General features: G+C 45.0%; 13 protein-coding genes. 9 read left to right on the top strand and 4 right to left on the bottom strand.

The features are described from left to right. Positions 1–13: 13 nt before the first annotated feature. Both EXU57_RS10235 and EXU57_RS10230 read right to left on the bottom strand, forming a co-directional pair. Complete coding sequence (locus EXU57_RS10235) at positions 14–1,492, bottom strand: MBOAT family O-acyltransferase (RefSeq protein WP_133268109.1); 1,479 nt, start codon at positions 1,490–1,492, stop codon at positions 14–16. A gap of 17 nt (positions 1,493–1,509) precedes the next feature. Next, on the bottom strand, positions 1,510–2,568 hold the full coding sequence (locus EXU57_RS10230) for a hypothetical protein (RefSeq protein ID WP_133268108.1): 1,059 nt from the start codon (positions 2,566–2,568) through the stop codon (positions 1,510–1,512). Between the two features lie 859 nt (positions 2,569–3,427). On the opposite strand from EXU57_RS10230, the gene EXU57_RS10225 reads away from it, so the two are divergent. The 7 genes from EXU57_RS10225 (at position 3,428) to EXU57_RS10195 (ending at position 11,032) form a co-directional block, all read left to right on the top strand. Further along, positions 3,428–4,195, top strand: a complete 768-nt coding sequence (locus EXU57_RS10225; RefSeq protein ID WP_133268107.1) for a rhamnogalacturonan acetylesterase — start codon at positions 3,428–3,430, stop codon at positions 4,193–4,195. Between the two features lie 23 nt (positions 4,196–4,218). Further along, entirely contained in the window at positions 4,219–5,007 is a 789-nt protein-coding gene (locus tag EXU57_RS10220) for a rhamnogalacturonan acetylesterase (protein WP_133268106.1), read from the top strand. Between the two features lie 49 nt (positions 5,008–5,056). Then, positions 5,057–5,593 (top strand): hypothetical protein, encoded by a 537-nt coding sequence (locus EXU57_RS10215; RefSeq protein ID WP_133268105.1) that lies wholly within the window; start codon positions 5,057–5,059, stop codon positions 5,591–5,593. Positions 5,594–5,965: 372 nt separating this feature from the next. Then, positions 5,966–8,101, top strand: a complete 2,136-nt coding sequence (locus tag EXU57_RS10210) for a hypothetical protein (RefSeq protein ID WP_133268104.1) — start codon at positions 5,966–5,968, stop codon at positions 8,099–8,101. Positions 8,102–8,447: 346 nt separating this feature from the next. Next, positions 8,448–9,167 carry a peptidase gene (locus EXU57_RS10205; protein WP_133268103.1) on the top strand — a complete coding sequence of 240 codons (720 nt, stop codon included), beginning with the start codon at positions 8,448–8,450 and terminating at the stop codon, positions 9,165–9,167. A 17-nt stretch (positions 9,168–9,184) separates the two neighbouring features. Beyond that, on the top strand, positions 9,185–10,030 hold the full coding sequence (locus tag EXU57_RS10200; protein ID WP_133268102.1) for a transglutaminase-like domain-containing protein: 846 nt from the start codon (positions 9,185–9,187) through the stop codon (positions 10,028–10,030). A gap of 273 nt (positions 10,031–10,303) precedes the next feature. Continuing rightward, the gene (locus tag EXU57_RS10195; protein WP_133268101.1) at positions 10,304–11,032 is read left to right on the top strand and encodes a head GIN domain-containing protein; all 729 of its coding nucleotides are present in this window, start codon (positions 10,304–10,306) and stop codon (positions 11,030–11,032) included. A gap of 143 nt (positions 11,033–11,175) precedes the next feature. On the opposite strand, the gene EXU57_RS10190 is transcribed toward EXU57_RS10195, so the two are convergent. Continuing rightward, positions 11,176–12,909: a M14 family metallopeptidase gene (locus EXU57_RS10190; protein ID WP_133268100.1), complete on the bottom strand. Its 1,734-nt coding sequence runs from the start codon at positions 12,907–12,909 to the stop codon at positions 11,176–11,178. Positions 12,910–12,960: 51 nt separating this feature from the next. Between EXU57_RS10190 and EXU57_RS10185 the strand changes: the two genes are divergently transcribed. Then, entirely contained in the window at positions 12,961–13,644 is a 684-nt protein-coding gene (locus EXU57_RS10185; RefSeq protein WP_243745562.1) for a response regulator transcription factor, read from the top strand. A gap of 180 nt (positions 13,645–13,824) precedes the next feature. On the opposite strand, the gene rpsT is transcribed toward EXU57_RS10185, so the two are convergent. Beyond that, positions 13,825–14,079, bottom strand: coding sequence for a 30S ribosomal protein S20 (gene rpsT, locus EXU57_RS10180; RefSeq protein WP_133268098.1), 255 nt, complete (start codon positions 14,077–14,079; stop codon positions 13,825–13,827). Between the two features lie 300 nt (positions 14,080–14,379). Here rpsT and EXU57_RS10175 point away from each other — a divergent pair, with 300 nt between their 5' ends. Next, positions 14,380–17,130, top strand: coding sequence for a 2-oxoglutarate dehydrogenase E1 component (locus EXU57_RS10175; RefSeq protein WP_133268097.1), 2,751 nt, complete (start codon positions 14,380–14,382; stop codon positions 17,128–17,130). The last annotated feature ends 207 nt before the right edge of the window (positions 17,131–17,337 follow it).

Raw genomic sequence — 17,337 nt, 5'->3', positions numbered from 1 at the left:
ACAGTTATAATCATTAAAATTGAAAATAGATAAACGAGTTTGAGCTTTCCTGGCTCAGCATCAGCAGGATAACCATTGCGGCCCACACAATCCCAAGTACCCACCAACGGATTTTACTGCTTACCGGTAATACCCTCCTGTTGCGCATAACCCAATGGCATACCAGCATGAGCGTGATAATTACAGCAACCTTTATGATGGTTAATGTAGGTAGTACGGCTGCGCCGCCTTTTACATTGGTAAACATCGCAGTTAACAATCGCCATGAAGTTGTGAAGTCGGGCGAACGGAAAAATACCCAGGTAACATTTACCAGGAAAAACGTGAGCAACACAACAAACAACCGGGATGATGACGCTGCTCTTAGCAGTTCCACACCACTGATACCCTGGATGGCGAAAGCACGTTTTTTTACAACAACGCTTTCCTGTTTTTTCGTGAAGTCCTGGATAAGCTTTTCTACCACAAGAAACAATCCATGCAAGCCACCCCATACCACAAACGTCCAGTTGGCACCATGCCAAAGTCCGCCTAGCAGCATAGTGATCATCAGGTTGAGGTGGGTTCTGAATTTACCATTGCGGTTGCCACCCAGTGGAATGTAGAGGTAGTCGCGTAACCAGGTTGATAGGGTGATGTGCCAGCGTTTCCAGAAGTCGGAGAACCCGTTTGCGGCATACGGATATTTGAAGTTCTCGGGTAGTACAAAGCCAAGACACATAGCCACTGCAATGGCGCAGGTAGAGTATCCGGCGAAGTCGAAGAATATCTGGCCCGAAAACGCAAGTACCCCCATCCATGCATCCAGTGTTGCAAGAGGAGCCTGTGAACCAAAGACCGTATCCGCAGGAGAAGCAAGCATGCCATCTGCCAGCACCACCTTCATAAACAAGCCAAGCGATAGTAGAAATAGCCCACGAAGCAGCTGTGTCTGATTGGCCTTACGCGCAGTTTCAAATTGCGGTACCAGTTGCTCAGGTCGTACAATGGGTCCTGCAACAAGGTGCGGGAAAAACGTAACAAAGAGCGAAAAATCGAGTAACGATTTTACGGGTTCACTACGCTTCTTATACATGTCGATCGTATAACAAAGCGTTGTGAAAGTATAGAATGAAATTCCAGCTGGTAAGATAATGTTAGGTTTTGCGGGGTGAAAATCCAGCCCGATAACCGACATGAGTTGTACAAAGTTTTCGAGCAGGAAATTGCCATATTTAAAAAAGCACAACATACCCAGGTTGCCGATGAGGCTGACAACGAGCAGCAGTTTCTTTTTGGTTGGGTTTTGTTGGGTGTACAGCGCTTTGCCAACAAAAAAATCTACCACTGTTGAAAGCCAAAGCAATAATATAAATGGAGGGTTCCATGCTGCATAAAACAGGTAGCTGGCAAGGAGCAGGTTTGTCTTTTTAACCTTCCATGCAAGCGGAAGGTTGTGCAATACCAGCATGATTGCAAAGAAGACAACAAAGGTTAAAGAATTAAATACCATGATAGTAATTTTAAAAGTTAGTTGAGGGCAATGGTGTTTTGCGTTGTTTGGAATGACCAGCCTTTCTCGCGTAAAATGTTGATGAATGCTTCGGTAAATGTTTTTGCTTGTGGTACACTGAGGTGTGAAAATTCCGGACATTGAAAGTGGGCGATCTGCGGATAGTCTTCGAAATGAATACCACGGCAGCCGGTAGCAGCCAATAATTTGTTCCAGAATCTCTCTTTTGGAAAAGCCATCTTTTCCATAGCAAGCATAGGTCCGCTGCTTGGTGTCCGCACAAAAATAACTTCACCACCACGCGACTGTATCTTATGGCAAGCTGCTTTTACAGCTGCAACGGTAGCATTGATTTGCGCCTCCGTAATTGGGGGCATTTTTGCGGCAGCCTCGCCAAACATTGCCCACACTGCGGTAACCTGGTTGATCAGGTTTGTATCCTTAACAAAGTTTTCCGTCATGTATGACTGGCGATCAAAGCTTACGGGAGTAAAGCCTTCGGGGAAATCCGGAAACTCGTAAACGTTGGGGCGGTTTGGAATGCGGGTTGATGCGAGTAGGGCATTCAATGAGTATTCTTCTTTATCAAGGAACAAGAATTCCGACTCAAGTGCCTTGTTTAAGGCAAAACCAACCTTTTGCGCCGGGGTTTCTTTTTTAAAATACTCGAGGTTTTCAACCGGTGTTTTGTTTACATAAGGAGCTGGTTGAAAAAACAGAAACTCGGTGACATCGATTACCAGTCGTCCCTTGAACTGCTCGTCGGCTGCAAGATCGTTTAGTACAGGTAGTGGGCTGCTGCCAACGTTTGCAAGTTGGATGGCATGATTGCCGGTGATACTTTCCCAGGTGGGTATATCAAGATCGTACTTTATACGTGAGGAACCGATAAACACAGTGGCTTTGTCTTTAGGTTCGTAAACCTGTTTACGCTTGTCGCTCCAAAGACTGCCGCCATCATCGTAAGATATTCCCCTGCCCTGGTGCCGGAGATACATTTCCCAGGAACCTAATGTAGCAGCTATGATAACCGTTGCCAGCACTGCCGCTTTGACAAATAATATTTTTTGTTTCATTTACTCGTTTTTTTGATATTGTTTTTATAATAGCTGGAGACTGACGCCCTGGATCAAGACATACATCTCATTTTAGTGGTATTACATGGAATTACTGGAGAGCATTGCGGGACAATGAGCCGTGAGGTGCCCAAGTATAACAATGCGTAATACCCTGACCCCAGGTACTCGCTTTTTTAAGGCTGTTGATCTAAATTGAAATGTGTTTTTATAATTGTCGGTCGCGCGAAGTTGTTAGCAGGATATGGAGTCAAAATCACGGCGAAAGAAAGTAAGTCCGGCACTTAAATTTCCGTTCGTGGCTTTAACTGAATTCAAAAGTAATATGCGGTATAGCCGATGTCCACCACATAATGATGTGAATTGAGAAAAGCAGATGATGAACAAGCGTTGTTGCCGCTTTGCCCAAATCCTCAGCAATCCTGTTTCAAAAACTTATTGCCCTCATGCACACCATCTGATTGGCTATTCTGCTGTTCCCGCAGGTTTAAATGCGTAAGGGGGACTGCCATTTTTAGTACCGGTAACTTTGCTGGCCAACGAAGTATGTTGCAGATTGGCAAGGCGTACTGGTCAAAAACCGTCGTGGCTCAGCCCAACATTGAGCTTTAGGCTCTGCGGGAAGTACTGAGCGGTCTCAGGTGTTAAGTTTAGTTCATGGTTAATCGCGCAAGGTTCTAAATTCCTCAGGCACCTGGCAGGGATTACCTTTATGTACGTGCATTTCACCGATAACTATTCCTTAATGCCTATATGGGTACGTTGTTTGCAAATTGCAGACGCCCTCAACCTGGATCGATAACCGAATTGCATCGGTTTTGCTACTCCGACAGGGGTAATGGCGAAAACAACACAGCTCATGAGGTATATTTTAAACTCTTTTTTACTGGCTTTGGTGATGGTGTTTCTGGCTGCTTTTGCCGACATTCAACGGCCCGTTTTGTATATCATTGGTGATTCAACTGTCAGAAATTCCAACCAGGAACAATGGGGGTGGGGCACGATGCTACCAAACTACTTTGACACCAATCGGATCACAATTGCCAACCATGCTATGGCAGGTAGAAGTTCCCGCACCTTTACCAATGAGCGCAGGTGGGCTAGGGTTGACTCCTTACTAAAGGCCGGTGATTTCGTCATGATGCAATTTGGACACAATGATGGCAGCTATCCTGATACATCTGCAAGAAACAGGGGAACACTTAAGGGCACTGGTGACGAGACTATTGAACTTGTATACCGTGATGGGCGAAAGGAAACCGTGCATACCTATGGTTGGTACATCCGGCAATTTGTTCGAAACGCTAAAGCTAAAAAGGCAACTCCAATAGTGTTATCAATGATCCCGCGAAACGAGTTCCGCGAAGGGAAATTATTGCGTGCGACAAATGATTTTGGCAAGTGGGCGAGGGAAGTTGCGGAGCAGGAAGGCGTACCCTTTATTGATTTGAATGCAATAACTGCAGACAAATACGACCGCATGGGTGCGGATAGCGTAAAAGCCTTCTTTCCGGGGGACCATACACATACCAATAAGGCAGGGGCAGAACTAAATGCCCAATCCGTTGCGGACGGCATTAAAATGCAACCTAAACTCGCCCTTAACCAATACCTGCGAAGGTCATAGATAATCCCAATTGTACTCCCCATATGAAAGCAAAACACATTATACTTGTTTTTTGTATTTTCTGTTGCTCTGCTTCTTTTGTCATCCTGAGGCAAGAAAAAAGACCAACATTCTATACCATTGGAGACTCTACTGTTAAAAACGGAAGAGGCAATGGTGCTGGCGGGCTATGGGGATGGGGCGACTTTATAGCAGCTTATTTTGATACAAACCGGATTGCAGTACAAAACCATGCACTTGGGGGTACCAGCAGCCGTACTTTTCAAACCCAGGGCTTGTGGAATAAAGTGCTGGAAAAATTGCAGCCAGGTGATTATGTAATTATGCAGTTTGGTCATAACGACGGCTCTCCACTTGACGATACTGCGCGGGCAAGAGGAACCATACAGGGTGTAGGCGACGAAAGCAAAGAAATTTACAACCCTATTACCAAAAAACAGGAAGTCGTATACACCTATGGCTGGTACCTTAGGAAATTCGTATCAGATACAAAGGCGAAGGGTGCTATTCCAATTATCTGTTCTCCTATACCCCGCAACAATTTTAAAGAAGGAAAGGTAAGCCGTGCAGCAGACAGTTACGGAGGTTGGGCGGCGCAGGTTGCACAACAAACCGGCAGTTACTTTGTCGACCTTAACCAAATAATTGCGGATAAATACGACGAATTGGGGAGTGATAAAGCAAAAGCATTTTTTACAGAAAAAGATCATACGCACACGAATAAGGCCGGCGCAAAGCTGAATGCAGCAGGCGTTGTTGAAGGCATTAGAAAGCTGCCTGCTTTGCCACTGAACAAATTCCTGGTACAATAATCTACTAATCTTTTATAAACAATTAATTTCAATACTTAAATCCACTACAATGAGCTTTCATCAAAACATCGTTTCCCGTTTCTCTGCTAAAACCCTCGTATTGTCTGCGGTTGCTTTTACAACCATGTCATCATTCGAGGCTCCGCGTCTTGCTACCCCTGATTTTTCAGGTGAGTGGAAATTGAATGAAACAAAAAGTGAACTTGGTCAATTTGGTGCTCGCATGGCTTCGAGAACAATGAAAATAACCTTAGAAAACGAAGGTTTCAACTTCGAAAAAGCTGGAAGCAATCCACAAGGCGAAGCACTTACCATGAAAGATCGGCTGACTTTCGATGGCAAAGAAACAGAGAGCACCGTTTTTGGTAACACCAAGAAAAAGTCTACAGCAAAGTGGGCCGAAGACGGTCAGACACTCAACGTAAATTCCGTTATTCTGCTTGAAATGAATGGAGAGTCAACAGAGATCAAGCTTACCGAAACCTACAAACTTTCAAGCGACGGACAGTCATTGGTGCTGGACTCTAAATCTTCTTCAAGTTTCGGCGAAAACGCAATGAAACTTGTTTACGAAAAGGCCAAGTAATCGTCGGAATAAATCATTCTGGTTTTCCAGGCATTATTGCCTTGTGACTGGTTTGCAGTTCCAATGAAGGCTAAAAAGCTATAACACCTGCAACGGTTCTCCGCGGCGCTAATGGCGGATATCCTCTGCTTCATAAGGGAAATATTAATAAAGATGCCGGCAGTTTTGCCCGGCATCTTTATATTTACAGCAACCCGGTTACTCGTGTAGGTTAGTAAGCGAACCAATATAAATGGTCTACACTTATTAATCAACCTTGTACTGGTTTCCATACTATTCCACGCAGAATACCTTCATGCACGATGACCCCGTATCTCTAAATAAATACCAGCCGGGTGAAAGGCTATATTAATGCTCCAACACTGCTCCAAAATGAAAAAATTACTCCTTTTTACGGCTTACCTGGCTTGCCTGATCATTTGTTTGCCCGTTTTTGCCCAAACCCGGATTGACCGGAAAGCGCTCGTTTTGCGCCATACCGTTATGGTGACTAAACCGGACACCCTCGCTTCACTTTCGGTAGGAAACGGGCGTTTTGCTTTTACGACAGATATCACGGGCCTTCAAACCTTTACAAAGGAGTATTCACGCGGGGTTCCCCTCGGTACCCAGTCTGAGTGGGGCTGGCACAGCTTCATAGATACGATCGGATATAAGCGATCCGAAGCTTATAAAACATACAACCTAAATGGCAGGGATGTAACCTATACGGTTCAATGGAATAGCCCGGAAAGAAACAAAGCTGTTTCGAACTGGTTTCGCCAAAACCCTCACCGCCTTCAACTCGGAAACGTTGGGTTCGACATTCAACTTGCCGATGGATCGCTGGCCGGCTTAAATGATATTAAAGACGTACGGCAGGAACTAAATATGTATACCGGTGAAATCAAAAGCCACTTTTCTGTTGAAGGTGTACCTGTTGACGTGAGTACGTTTGGTCACCAGCAGGAAGATGCCATATCTGCAAAAGTGGTTTCACCGCTACTTACAACAGGCCGGCTTAAAATAAATGTACGTTTTCCATATCCGACCGGCGACTGGATTGATGAAGGAGCGAATTATGGCAACGTTCAAAAACATAGCTCTTCAATCCAAAACAGCAGCAAAGGTGGTGTGGTGTTGAAGCATCAGCTTGATACCACCGTCTACTACGCCGCTATAGGATGGGATGGCACAGCTACGACGAGTCAAAAGGAACCACATTACTTCCTGGTTTCGCCTTCCGGAAGTAACACCTTTTCATTCAGTTGCCGGTTTTCGAACAACGCACGTGCTACCGTACCTTCCTACGCGCAAACCGTGGCAGGTAATACTAAAGCGTGGCCGCAGTTCTGGAATAGCGGGGCTGCCGTTGACTTCTCGGGGAGTACGGATAAACGCGCTTTTGAACTCGAGCGTCGGGTAATTTTGTCACAGTACCTCCTTCGCATTCAGGAAGCGGGTGATTTTCCACCCCAGGAAACCGGGCTTACCTATAATAGCTGGTTTGGTAAACCGCACCTCGAAATGCATTACTGGCACAGTATGCAGTATGCTTTATGGAACCGCATGGATCTATTGGAACGTAGCCTGGGATGGTACAAAAAGGTGTACGGTATTGCAAAAAGTATTGCAGAAAGGCAGGGGTATGAAGGTGTTCGCTGGCAAAAGATGACCGATAACGACGGCCAGGAAGCTCCGTCTTCGGTAGGAGCTTTCCTGATCTGGCAACAGCCACACCTGATCTACTTCGCTGAGTTGGCCTACCGCGATAAACCTGGTGCCGCTGAGCTCAACAAATACAAGGACCTGGTATTTGCTACGGCCGACTTCATGGCATCCTACCCGTTCTTTGAGAAAGATAAAAATCGTTACATCTTGGGAAAGGGACTAATACCCGCCCAGGAACGTTTTAAAGCAGAAGAAACATTTAACCCGACTTATGAATTGGTTTACTGGCATTGGGCACTTAAGACTGCCGCGGAATGGCGTAAGCGATTAAACCTTGCTCCCAATCCCAAATGGAACGAAGTGGTGCAAAAGCTCTCGAAGCTGCCAATACAAAACAACCTTTACCTGGCCACCGAAAGCGCCACAGACAGTTATACAAACCCGGAGTATAAAACAGATCATCCTTCCGTGTTGGGTGCACTTGGCATGATGCCCTCAACGGGCCAGGTAGATACAACCATCATGAAAAACACGTTTGATTGGGTTTGGAAAAACTGGAGTTGGAAAGATACCTGGGGATGGGACTTTCCAATGGTTGCCATGACCGCAACCCGCCTGGGAATGCCCGATAAAGCAATAGATGCATTACTGATGAATATACAAACCAATACGTATCTACCCAATGGTCATAACTACCAGGATGATCGGCTTCGCATCTATTTACCGGGTAATGGTGGTGTTCTTGCCGCTATCGCAATGATGTGCGCAGGTTATGATGGCAATACGGTTGTTAATCCTGGTATACCAAAAGATGAAACATGGAAAGTACGCTGGGAAGGGTTTAAGAAAATGCCATAGCTTTAGGCAGCTACCATGTCTTCCTGATTTAGAATGACAGTAGCATAAAGTTGCGGGTTATATGGCATAGTTCTTTTAACCTGCCTCTTTATCTAATTTGCCGGCAACTTGCGCGTTTGTAAGTTGCCGTTCCGATTGCTCCATACCATTTATTCACTACCATCTAACCTGCTTCCCGGTTTTTGATATAACAGTAATTGTATCTGTTTCCGGATAGCATTGCAAAGCCGTTCAGGTGCCGACCGGCAGGTAAACCAGGATTGTCGCCATAGAGGGGGCAACAGGATATTTCAACCGAAGTGGTCCTGGAAATTTTCTGGAAAAACGGATCAGCACACCAACGTTTATGACTTATTGTTTAGGTATTAAAGTAAAGTCCGGCCTCGTTGCCATCGCCGACACCCGTATCACCTCAGGAACCGACACCAGTGTGAAAGTGAAGGTGTTTACGGTTCAAAAAGATAATTATTCCCTTTTCATTATGACCAGTGGTCTACGTTCAGTGCGGGATAAGGCAATTGTGTACTTTAAAGAGCTGATCGAAAACGAGGATCACGACAAATTATACAAAGCTGTAAATGCCTTTGGTGAACAGGTTCGTCGGGTTCGGGAAGAAGACAGGGCCCATCTTGAACGCTCAGGGTTTAAGTTCGACCTGAATACGATTATTGGCGGCCAGCTTCGGAACGATGATGAACATAAACTTTTTCTATTGTACCCGGAGGGCAACTGGGTTGAACTAGGCAATGGCGCACCTTACGTAGTCATTGGCAATTCCGGTCATGGTAAGGCTATATTGAACCGCACACTTACCCACGAATCAGACATGCGTCTTGCCTTAAAAGCAGGCTTCCTATCGTTCGACTCCACCCGTGTGAGTTCAAATAACGTGGACTTTCCAATTGATGTGGTACTGTATCGCAAAGACAGTTTTAAGTTATCGGAACACCGTTACGAAAAGTCGGACCTGGAAAATATTTCAGCGTTGTGGGCGCAGGAGTTGAAAGTAGCCCTTGAAAAAATGCCCGACGACTGGATGGAAGCGATCCTTGATAAATTACCTTAAAGACTAAACATCCCTGCATGAAATTCGAAGTGAACTCCAGCCTGAGTTATACCATCTCCAGTCCTTCTACATTGTTGTTAAATATACATGCCCTCCGAAGCGCCCGTCAAACAGTGATCGAGGAGTTATTTACCATTGAGCCATACATCCGCTTTGAAGAATTGAATGCCATTCAAGGTGAAAACCGGTTTACCCGTTTGGAGATTACCGAACCTTGCGACATCAGCATAACCTATAAAGCAACCGTAGATAACCACTTTACTTCAATTGATTTTACTAACCTGGAGGAAGAGCCGGTATCAAAACTGGAAACATCCGTCTTTCCTTACTTGTACCCAAGCAGGTATTGCCAATCGGACAAACTTTTTCGATTTGCAAATACAAAATTCGGAAACATTGCGAACCCCTTTGAAAAGGTAGTTGCCTTAACAGACTGGATCTATAAAAACGTTGAATACCTGAGCGGCTCAACAAACTCGCAAACATCGGCTTACGATACGGTTACCGAGCAAGCCGGGGTTTGCCGCGATTTTGCCCATCTTGGCATCGCCTTATGCCGGGCACTAACCATACCGGCCCGGTACTTTACAGGCTACGCCTATCAATTGAATCCACCGGACTTTCATGCCTGTTTCGAAGCATACCTCGGTGGAAATTGGATACTTTTCGATGCTACGAAACTTGCACCGCTGAATGGGCTCATCAAAATTGCAACTGGTCGTGATGCCGCAGATTCTGCTGTGGCTACGATATTCGGGAATGTTAGTTGCAATACGATTAGTGTACAATGCCACACCCTTGAGCAAAATTTTGAACCACTGTTTTATGATCCTTCTAAGAGAAGTGGATTGTCGTACGAATAGGTGCATGCATTGTCGCCTAGTTATCTACCAGACTGCGAATAACCGTTTTTTGGGGCAGGGCGGTTAAATTACGATTAAGCCCTGGCAGCCTCCTGGGCTGTACCGGTTTGGACGAATATTATCCACTTAGTAAATAAGGCTGGTTCAGCATTTCTGAAACCGGATGCTTAAACTTACCTCCCTGTTTTTCTTACTTAAAAGACCATGCATAAAAGATAATTGCAGCTTCTTCCTAATTCAATAGAATAATTACATATTTGGCGAAAAACTGTTATGCGAATACTTTATCCATGCCTTGCGCTTTTCCTTATGATTGCGGTTGTTTCCTGCTTCAACAATCACCGCCGGGTAAATGGAAATGGAAAAGCCGGAACGCAAACAAGGAGCGTGAGTGGGGTGACTGAAATTAGTTTAACGGCGGGGATAGATGTAGAGTTAAGCTCCGGTGAGACCAGCGTAAGGTTGGAAGGAGATGAAAACATACTGCCCTATGTTGAAACAGTGGTAAAGAATGGTGAGCTCGTAATCCGATACCGTAGAAATGTGCGAATTGAAACGGACAACCCGGTTAAGGTTTATGTTAGTACACCAACGCTCAACTCAGTTGAAATATCCGGAGGTGGCAACGTAACTGGCGAAGATAAATGGTCTTCAAAACAACCAATGCGGTTCTCAATTTCCGGAAGTGGCGACATATACATGATTGTAAATACCCCGCGTGTTCGTGGCAATATCTCAGGCAGTGGTAACCTAAACCTTGCGGGTGAAACTAAGGATGTTGAAGTTGATATCAGTGGAAGTGGTAATTATCGTGGCAAAGGACTCAAGGCAGAAGTGGCAGACATTAATATCGTGGGGAGTGGCGACGCCGAAACTTTTGCTGATGTGGCGCTGAAAGCCAAAATCGTGGGAAGTGGGAGCATTCGTTATGCCGGCAATGCCGATGTATCAAAGAATATAACCGGGAGTGGCTCAGTGGATAAGGTAAGCCAGGCTGAATAGCCCCAGCAATGCACTTATCTGTGCTCACTCGACAGGCAGTAAGTTCCCTACCATATTCTTTACAAAATACAAACCCCGTGTCAGCGGCCTGAAAAGGTTAACTACACGGGGTTTTGTACACCTGTTTTATCGGGAACATCGCCCTATTTTAAAGGTAGTCTGAATACCGGGTATCGCATATGCTCCGGTTCGTAATAAGGCGAGTTGCGGTAAATGAAATTGAGCTGGGCACTGGACGATGCGGCGAAGGTCGGATCTGCCCTTCTCTTTTCTTCAAGTTGTTTCTTTAGTGCAGGCTTTGTTGCCAGGTAGCTTGCAGCAAGATCTTCCCACCTATAGTCACTATACCCTTCTTTTTGCTGGAGTATCGCGTCGAAAAAGTTCCATGCAAAAAAGCTGTCGTCACCTGTTGGCTCCAGCATTTCCACCAGGTACCGGTTTGCGCGTTGGTTGCAATAGATCAGGTAATCTCCTTTAAGAAATCGAAGCTTTTCCTTTTTGGTGCTTACTACAACATCAGAGTTCCGGTGGTGTTTTTCGTAAGGCCTGGGCATGCTCTTATAGCTTTCGATATGGTAGCATTCAACCTCAATCAAAGTGTCTCGCTTAAGCTCATGCATTCTTACCCCATTTCTTTTTAGATTTTGGGCAACCTCGTTCCATCCCCGTGGTAAAATGTATGCTTGTGGAATTGTAATATTCTTTTCAGGAAGAAACGAATTGAAAAACTTAACGTCCTTCTCAAATGGTTTGCTGTGGTCATAGTACAACCGTGGTAAGCCGGTGACATCGCTGGTCTTGCTTTGCGCCTCGTAACCTTTAAAGCGAATGGTTTCGAACCTGGTGCTATCAGGTTTCCAACCCAACGGAAGAGTCTTTCCCGTGGTCACCGAGTTTATAGCTGCCCGTCGTGCCATTTTGAGTTTTTGGGCACTCTTTGAGGCTTCTTCAATAATGGTTTGCATGAGGGCATATGTTGACGTTACCCGGTATTTGAACGGTTTAAGCATATGCGTTTCCGGCATAAAGGCAATCGTTTGAAATAGGGCCGCATAGCCGCTGCTGTACCGCGGCGGATCGTAAAAAGCTGTCATCCCCTTTTCGGGAGAAGACTCTTCGAAGTTTACATACGGGGTCATCGGCCACTTTTTCAGGTCCATGCTTTTGAACAGCGCCGGTTCAAAGTCGTTGTGCAGGAAGGTGCCCAATTCGCCCCCTAGTTTGTTGTGTTGTGTCGTCAGCAAGGTCATGGTGTACTGGTAATCGGCACCGTCGCTTACATGGTTGTCAACCAGGATGTCCGGATCAAGGAAGTGAAAGATCGATGCAAATGCCCGTGCGTCTTTGGAGTCGGATTTGGTGAAGTCCCGGTTAAGATCAAGGTTTTGCGCATTACCACGGAAACCAAAACTTGCTGGCCCGTTTTGGTTTGCCCGGGAAAACTGGTTCCGGTTTAGGGCGCCGCCAATATTGTAAATCGGGATAAATGCAAGTGCAATATTCGCCGGTAGCTTAAGCTTGCCGGTAACATAGTCGCGCAGTAACATCATGCTGGCATCGATACCGTCTGGTTCTCCCGGATGTATTCCATTGTTTATTAAGATTACAATTTTATCTTGCTTATCCGTTTTACTCCAATCCAAGTCTTTTTCTGTGGAAAACATTACCAGGTGCAGAGGGTATCCTGCATCGGTGGTGTCGAATGTTCGTATCTGAATATTTCTGTAGCTGGCAGCCAGCTGTTCATAAAAATTTATGGTTTCGAAGTAGGTAGCAGTTTCTTTTCCACCCGATTTTTCGTAAGTGGTAATATGTTTTTGAGCATTGGTTAAAAGGCACCAAAACAAAAGAAAACTCAGATAGAATTTTTTTTTCATTAAATTGATTAAAATTTGCTTAAAAGAATGGAAAATAAGCCCAGAATTTTAATGGCAGAGGACGAACCCCGTCTTGGACAAATCGTTCAGGAGGAGCTAACCCGTCATGGATACCAGGTGGATGTGGCTTTTGACGGCCAGATTGCTGAAAAACTCTTTTTTCAGCACAACTACACCATTGTATTATTGGATGTAAATCTACCGTACAAAAACGGACTTGCCTTATGTAAGGAGTTTCGCGAGGCAAAAAGAAACATCCCGATTATCATGCTTACTTCTATGGGGGAGATCAATGACAAATTAGATGCTTTCAATCTCGGCGCCGACGATTACCTGGTCAAACCTTTTCACATCAACGAATTACTTGCACGGATCAAAGTTTTTCTTAAGCGTTCGGATGGTTCACCTGATCCGGGTGAAAAAATGGTGATTGCTGATCTTGAAATTGATCTCCAGGATAAAAGTGTAAAGCGGGCAGGAAAAGAAATAAACTTAACCGCAAAGGAATTTGCACTGCTCGTGCTGTTGGCGAAGTCGAAAGGCAAGGTAATCGCCAAGCAGGAGATTATGGAGAAAGTCTGGAACCTGAGCTTTGATACCGGTACGAACACCATTGAGGTTTACATCAGCTTTCTAAGAAATAAGCTGGATAAAGCACATGAGGTTAAACTCATTCATACTAAGCCAGGATTCGGGTACTTTTTAAAAGAAGTAGATAAGCAGGAGCAGGTATAGCAGGAAGGATAATTGAAACTAAATGGACAAGGCGGGTGTCTTTCTAATAACGTTAGAGGTTGCTAAGTGTTGTCCGGCTTTTTAAAGATGCTTTCCCAACTGAAACGATATAACGGGCATTATTGCCAAAACAAAAAAACCTGCTCACGCAGGTTTTTAATTTTTTTGATGCAAGTTTGATTATGCCAACTTAGCAACCCGCTTCGCCAATTTGCTCTTCAGGTTAGCAGCTTTGTTCTTGTGTATGATACCGCGTCTGGCTAACTTGTCGATCATAGAAGAAACGTCAGGAAGTTTTTCGGAGAATCCACTTTTTTCTGTCACCTCTTTCAAATCACGTATAGCATTACGGGTTGTTTTTCCGTAATAGCGATTGCGTTCTCTGCGTTTTGCTGCCTGGCGTACATCTTTCTTGGTAGCTTTATGGTTTGCCATAATTTTATTTTAAGGACGGCAAAGGTAAGAGAAAACAAAACAAGTTGCGTAATTGAGAATAGAAAAATTTATCTGCCTGTTTATGTTTCTTACTCATCAGCACTTTATTGGGTTCCATCCATTTTTTACAGCAACCAGAAACAGGGAGTTAATGCACACTGTACACAGTATATTCAGCTGAAATCAAGGCACAAAAATGAGCCAATTCCGGTTATTTTTGATCTATGTTTCTTAAGTCAAAAGCCGATATTTGCATTCCATTTAGCTTTTTCAGCTTCAAATAAGGTCAAAATCGCCATTATGAAGGATTTTTCATACATCACCAATTCTCACCCCGCCTATATCGAAAGCCTGTACAACGATTTTGTTGCAAATCCCGAGAGTGTCGACCAGGACCTCCGTAAATTTTTTGAGGGGTTTGACTTTGCAATTGGATCGGTATCTGCAAATGGCACCAAACAAGCTGCAGTTAATGGTTCAGCAAGCCATGGAGTAGACGAGACCCAATTGGCCAAAGAGTTTAGTGTTTTTCAACTGATTACGGCTTATCGAAGAAAAGGGCACCTGGTAGCAAAAACCAACCCCATTCGTGAGAGAAAGGATCGCAGGGCCGGTTTAGACTTAAAGGTTTTCGGACTTGAAGAACAAGACATCGATAAAAGCTTTCACGCCGGTAAGTTTATAGGTGTTCCCAATGCCAAATTAAAAGACATCGTTGCCCATCTTCAAAAATGTTATACTGCGTCCGTTGGAGTTGAGTATTCAGCGATCAATGACCAGGCACGAATAGACTGGTTAGAGCGTGAAGTTGAACAAACCTTTCATGCTCCGATGAGCATAGAAAAAAAGAAGCGGGTTCTGGAAAAGCTGAACCAGGGTGTAATGTTTGAAAAGTTTTTGCACACTAAGTATGTAGGGCAAAAGCGTTTTTCACTGGAAGGTGGTGAAACAACCATCCCTGCTCTCGATGCGATCATCAATATTGCTGCAGAATATGGTGTACAGGAAACCGTGATCGGAATGGCGCATCGTGGACGACTGAACGTTTTGGCAAACATTCTCGGTAAAACCTATAAGCAAATATTTAGTGAGTTTGAAGGAACCTCTACACCCGATACAACAATGGGAAGTGGTGATGTAAAATATCACCTTGGTTTCAGGGCTGAGCATACTACGGTTGAAGGAAAGAAAGTAAACCTGCAGCTCGCGCCAAACCCGTCGCACCTTGAAGCTGTTAACCCGGTTGTTGTTGGGTTTTCACGTGGTAAGGCGGATGTGCTTTACGAAAGTGATTACGATAATATTTTACCCATACTTATTCACGGTGATGCATCCGTTGCCGGACAGGGAATTGTATACGAAGTGTTGCAAATGAGCGGGCTTCGCGGTTATTATACCGGTGGTACAATTCACTTTGTCATCAACAATCAAATTGGATTTACAACCGACTTCGACGACGCTAGAACTGCTGACTACAGCACCTCTGTTGCCTCCATGGTGCAGGCCCCGGTGTTTCATGTAAATGGTGATGACCCGGAAGCTGTTGTAAAGTGCGCAGAGATCGCAACCAGGTACCGCCAGGAATTCAATAGTGACGTTTTTATAGATATGGTTTGCTATCGCCGGCATGGACATAACGAAGGAGATGATCCAAAGTATACCCAGCCGAAACTATACGCCCTTATCGATAAGCACGCTAACCCTCGCGAGGTGTACAGCCAGCAGTTAATTGCAAACGGATCTATCGACGCCGATCTCGCAAAAGAAATGGAAAAGAAGTTCTGGGCCGAGTTGCAGGAACGTCTTGACGAGGTAAAGCAAAACCCACTGCCTTATACTTACCAGAAACCAGAACTCTGGTGGCGTGACCTACGCAAGGCCAATGATGCGGACTTTGAAAGTTCGCCAACCACCGCAATCAACTCGGAACAATTTCAAAACATTTTCGAGAGCCTCATGAAGTGGCCCGAAGGATTTCAGCCGTTGAGGAAAGTAGAAAAGCTGTTACAGGATAAGATAAAGTTATTTGAAAACGAAAAAGCTGTTGATTGGGCAACAGCCGAACTGATGGCATATGGCAGCTTGCTACTCGAAGGAAATGACGTTCGGATGAGTGGCCAGGATGTAAGAAGGGGCACTTTCTCGCACCGTCATGCAGTACTGCGCGACGAGAATACCGACGAAAGTTACAGCCGCCTAAGCAGGATACCAGGTGCAGAAGGAAAGTTCAGGATCTATAATTCACTGTTAAGCGAGTTTGCTGTTTTAGGTTTTGAGTATGGGTATTCAATTGCGAACCCGCACAGCCTTGTTCTTTGGGAAGCACAGTTTGGCGACTTTTTCAATACGGCCCAAACGATGATTGACCAGTTTATTACCAGCGGTGAAACCAAGTGGCGCCAGATGAGTGGAATGGTGATGCTATTACCTCATGGCTATGAGGGGCAGGGACCGGAACACAGCAGTGCCCGGATCGAACGCTTTCTTCAAATGTGCGCTGAGCTGAATATGGTGGTTACAAACATTACCACTGCTGCGAACTTCTTTCATGCCCTCCGCCGGCAGATTATCTGGCCGTTCCGAAAGCCAATGGTTAATTTCAGCCCTAAGGCAAACCTGAGGCATCCTGGCAGCTACAGTAAAGTGGACGAGTTTACTTCAGGAGGTTTCAAGGAAGTTATCGACGATACATTTGCCGATGCCGAAAGTGTACAAAAGGTCCTGTTTTGCTCAGGTAAAGTTTACTTTGACCTGGCAGAGCGCCAACAAAAGGAGAACCGTAAAGAGGTAGCCATTATAAGGGTAGAGCAACTGTATCCGCTGCCATCCAATCAACTGGAAGCATTATATAAAAAATACAACAAGGCCACCTGGTTCTGGGTTCAGGAAGAGCCATTTAACATGGGTGCGGCAAGCTTTTTACAAATGAACCTCAAGGGTATCAATTACGGGGTGATCAGCAGGCAACCAAGTGCCGCAACTGCTACCGGGTATGCGAAAGTGCATGCACAGGAACAGGCTGAAATCATTGAGACGGCTTTCACAATCTAGTTGCCATTGATCGTTGCCGTTTGCTTAAGTAATTGGAGACCACCCTGTTTATGCTATTATAAGTCATGTACCCGCAAAGCATTTGCGTCGGATTATACATCATAGTGCAACGGGCAGCTTGAAAAAGTGGATTAACTATACGACCCTGGCATAAGCGGACTTCGTTTTATGCTTTTGAACTTACGAGGTAGATGAGGGATGAAAAGA

Origin of the sequence: Segetibacter sp. 3557_3 (assembly GCF_004354985.1) — a bacterium.
Taxonomy (GTDB): domain Bacteria; phylum Bacteroidota; class Bacteroidia; order Chitinophagales; family Chitinophagaceae; genus Segetibacter.
The sequence above is the reverse complement of the archived record's forward strand: the minus strand, read 5'-3'. Positions and strand labels throughout refer to the sequence as shown.

Excerpts from the sequence above, each read along its gene's own strand:
- EXU57_RS10235 (WP_133268109.1), bottom strand. The coding sequence starts at position 1,492 with ATGGTATTTAATTCTTTAACCTTTGTTGTCTTCTTTGCAATCATGCTG.
- EXU57_RS10230 (WP_133268108.1), bottom strand. The coding sequence starts at position 2,568 with ATGAAACAAAAAATATTATTTGTCAAAGCGGCAGTGCTGGCAACGGTT.
- EXU57_RS10225 (WP_133268107.1), top strand. The coding sequence starts at position 3,428 with ATGAGGTATATTTTAAACTCTTTTTTACTGGCTTTGGTGATGGTGTTT.
- EXU57_RS10220 (WP_133268106.1), top strand. The coding sequence starts at position 4,219 with ATGAAAGCAAAACACATTATACTTGTTTTTTGTATTTTCTGTTGCTCT.
- EXU57_RS10215 (WP_133268105.1), top strand. The coding sequence starts at position 5,057 with ATGAGCTTTCATCAAAACATCGTTTCCCGTTTCTCTGCTAAAACCCTC.
- EXU57_RS10210 (WP_133268104.1), top strand. The coding sequence starts at position 5,966 with ATGAAAAAATTACTCCTTTTTACGGCTTACCTGGCTTGCCTGATCATT.
- EXU57_RS10205 (WP_133268103.1), top strand. The coding sequence starts at position 8,448 with ATGACTTATTGTTTAGGTATTAAAGTAAAGTCCGGCCTCGTTGCCATC.
- EXU57_RS10200 (WP_133268102.1), top strand. The coding sequence starts at position 9,185 with ATGAAATTCGAAGTGAACTCCAGCCTGAGTTATACCATCTCCAGTCCT.
- EXU57_RS10195 (WP_133268101.1), top strand. The coding sequence starts at position 10,304 with ATGCGAATACTTTATCCATGCCTTGCGCTTTTCCTTATGATTGCGGTT.
- EXU57_RS10190 (WP_133268100.1), bottom strand. The coding sequence starts at position 12,909 with ATGAAAAAAAAATTCTATCTGAGTTTTCTTTTGTTTTGGTGCCTTTTA.
- EXU57_RS10185 (WP_243745562.1), top strand. The coding sequence starts at position 12,961 with ATGGCAGAGGACGAACCCCGTCTTGGACAAATCGTTCAGGAGGAGCTA.
- rpsT (WP_133268098.1), bottom strand. The coding sequence starts at position 14,079 with ATGGCAAACCATAAAGCTACCAAGAAAGATGTACGCCAGGCAGCAAAA.
- EXU57_RS10175 (WP_133268097.1), top strand. The coding sequence starts at position 14,380 with ATGAAGGATTTTTCATACATCACCAATTCTCACCCCGCCTATATCGAA.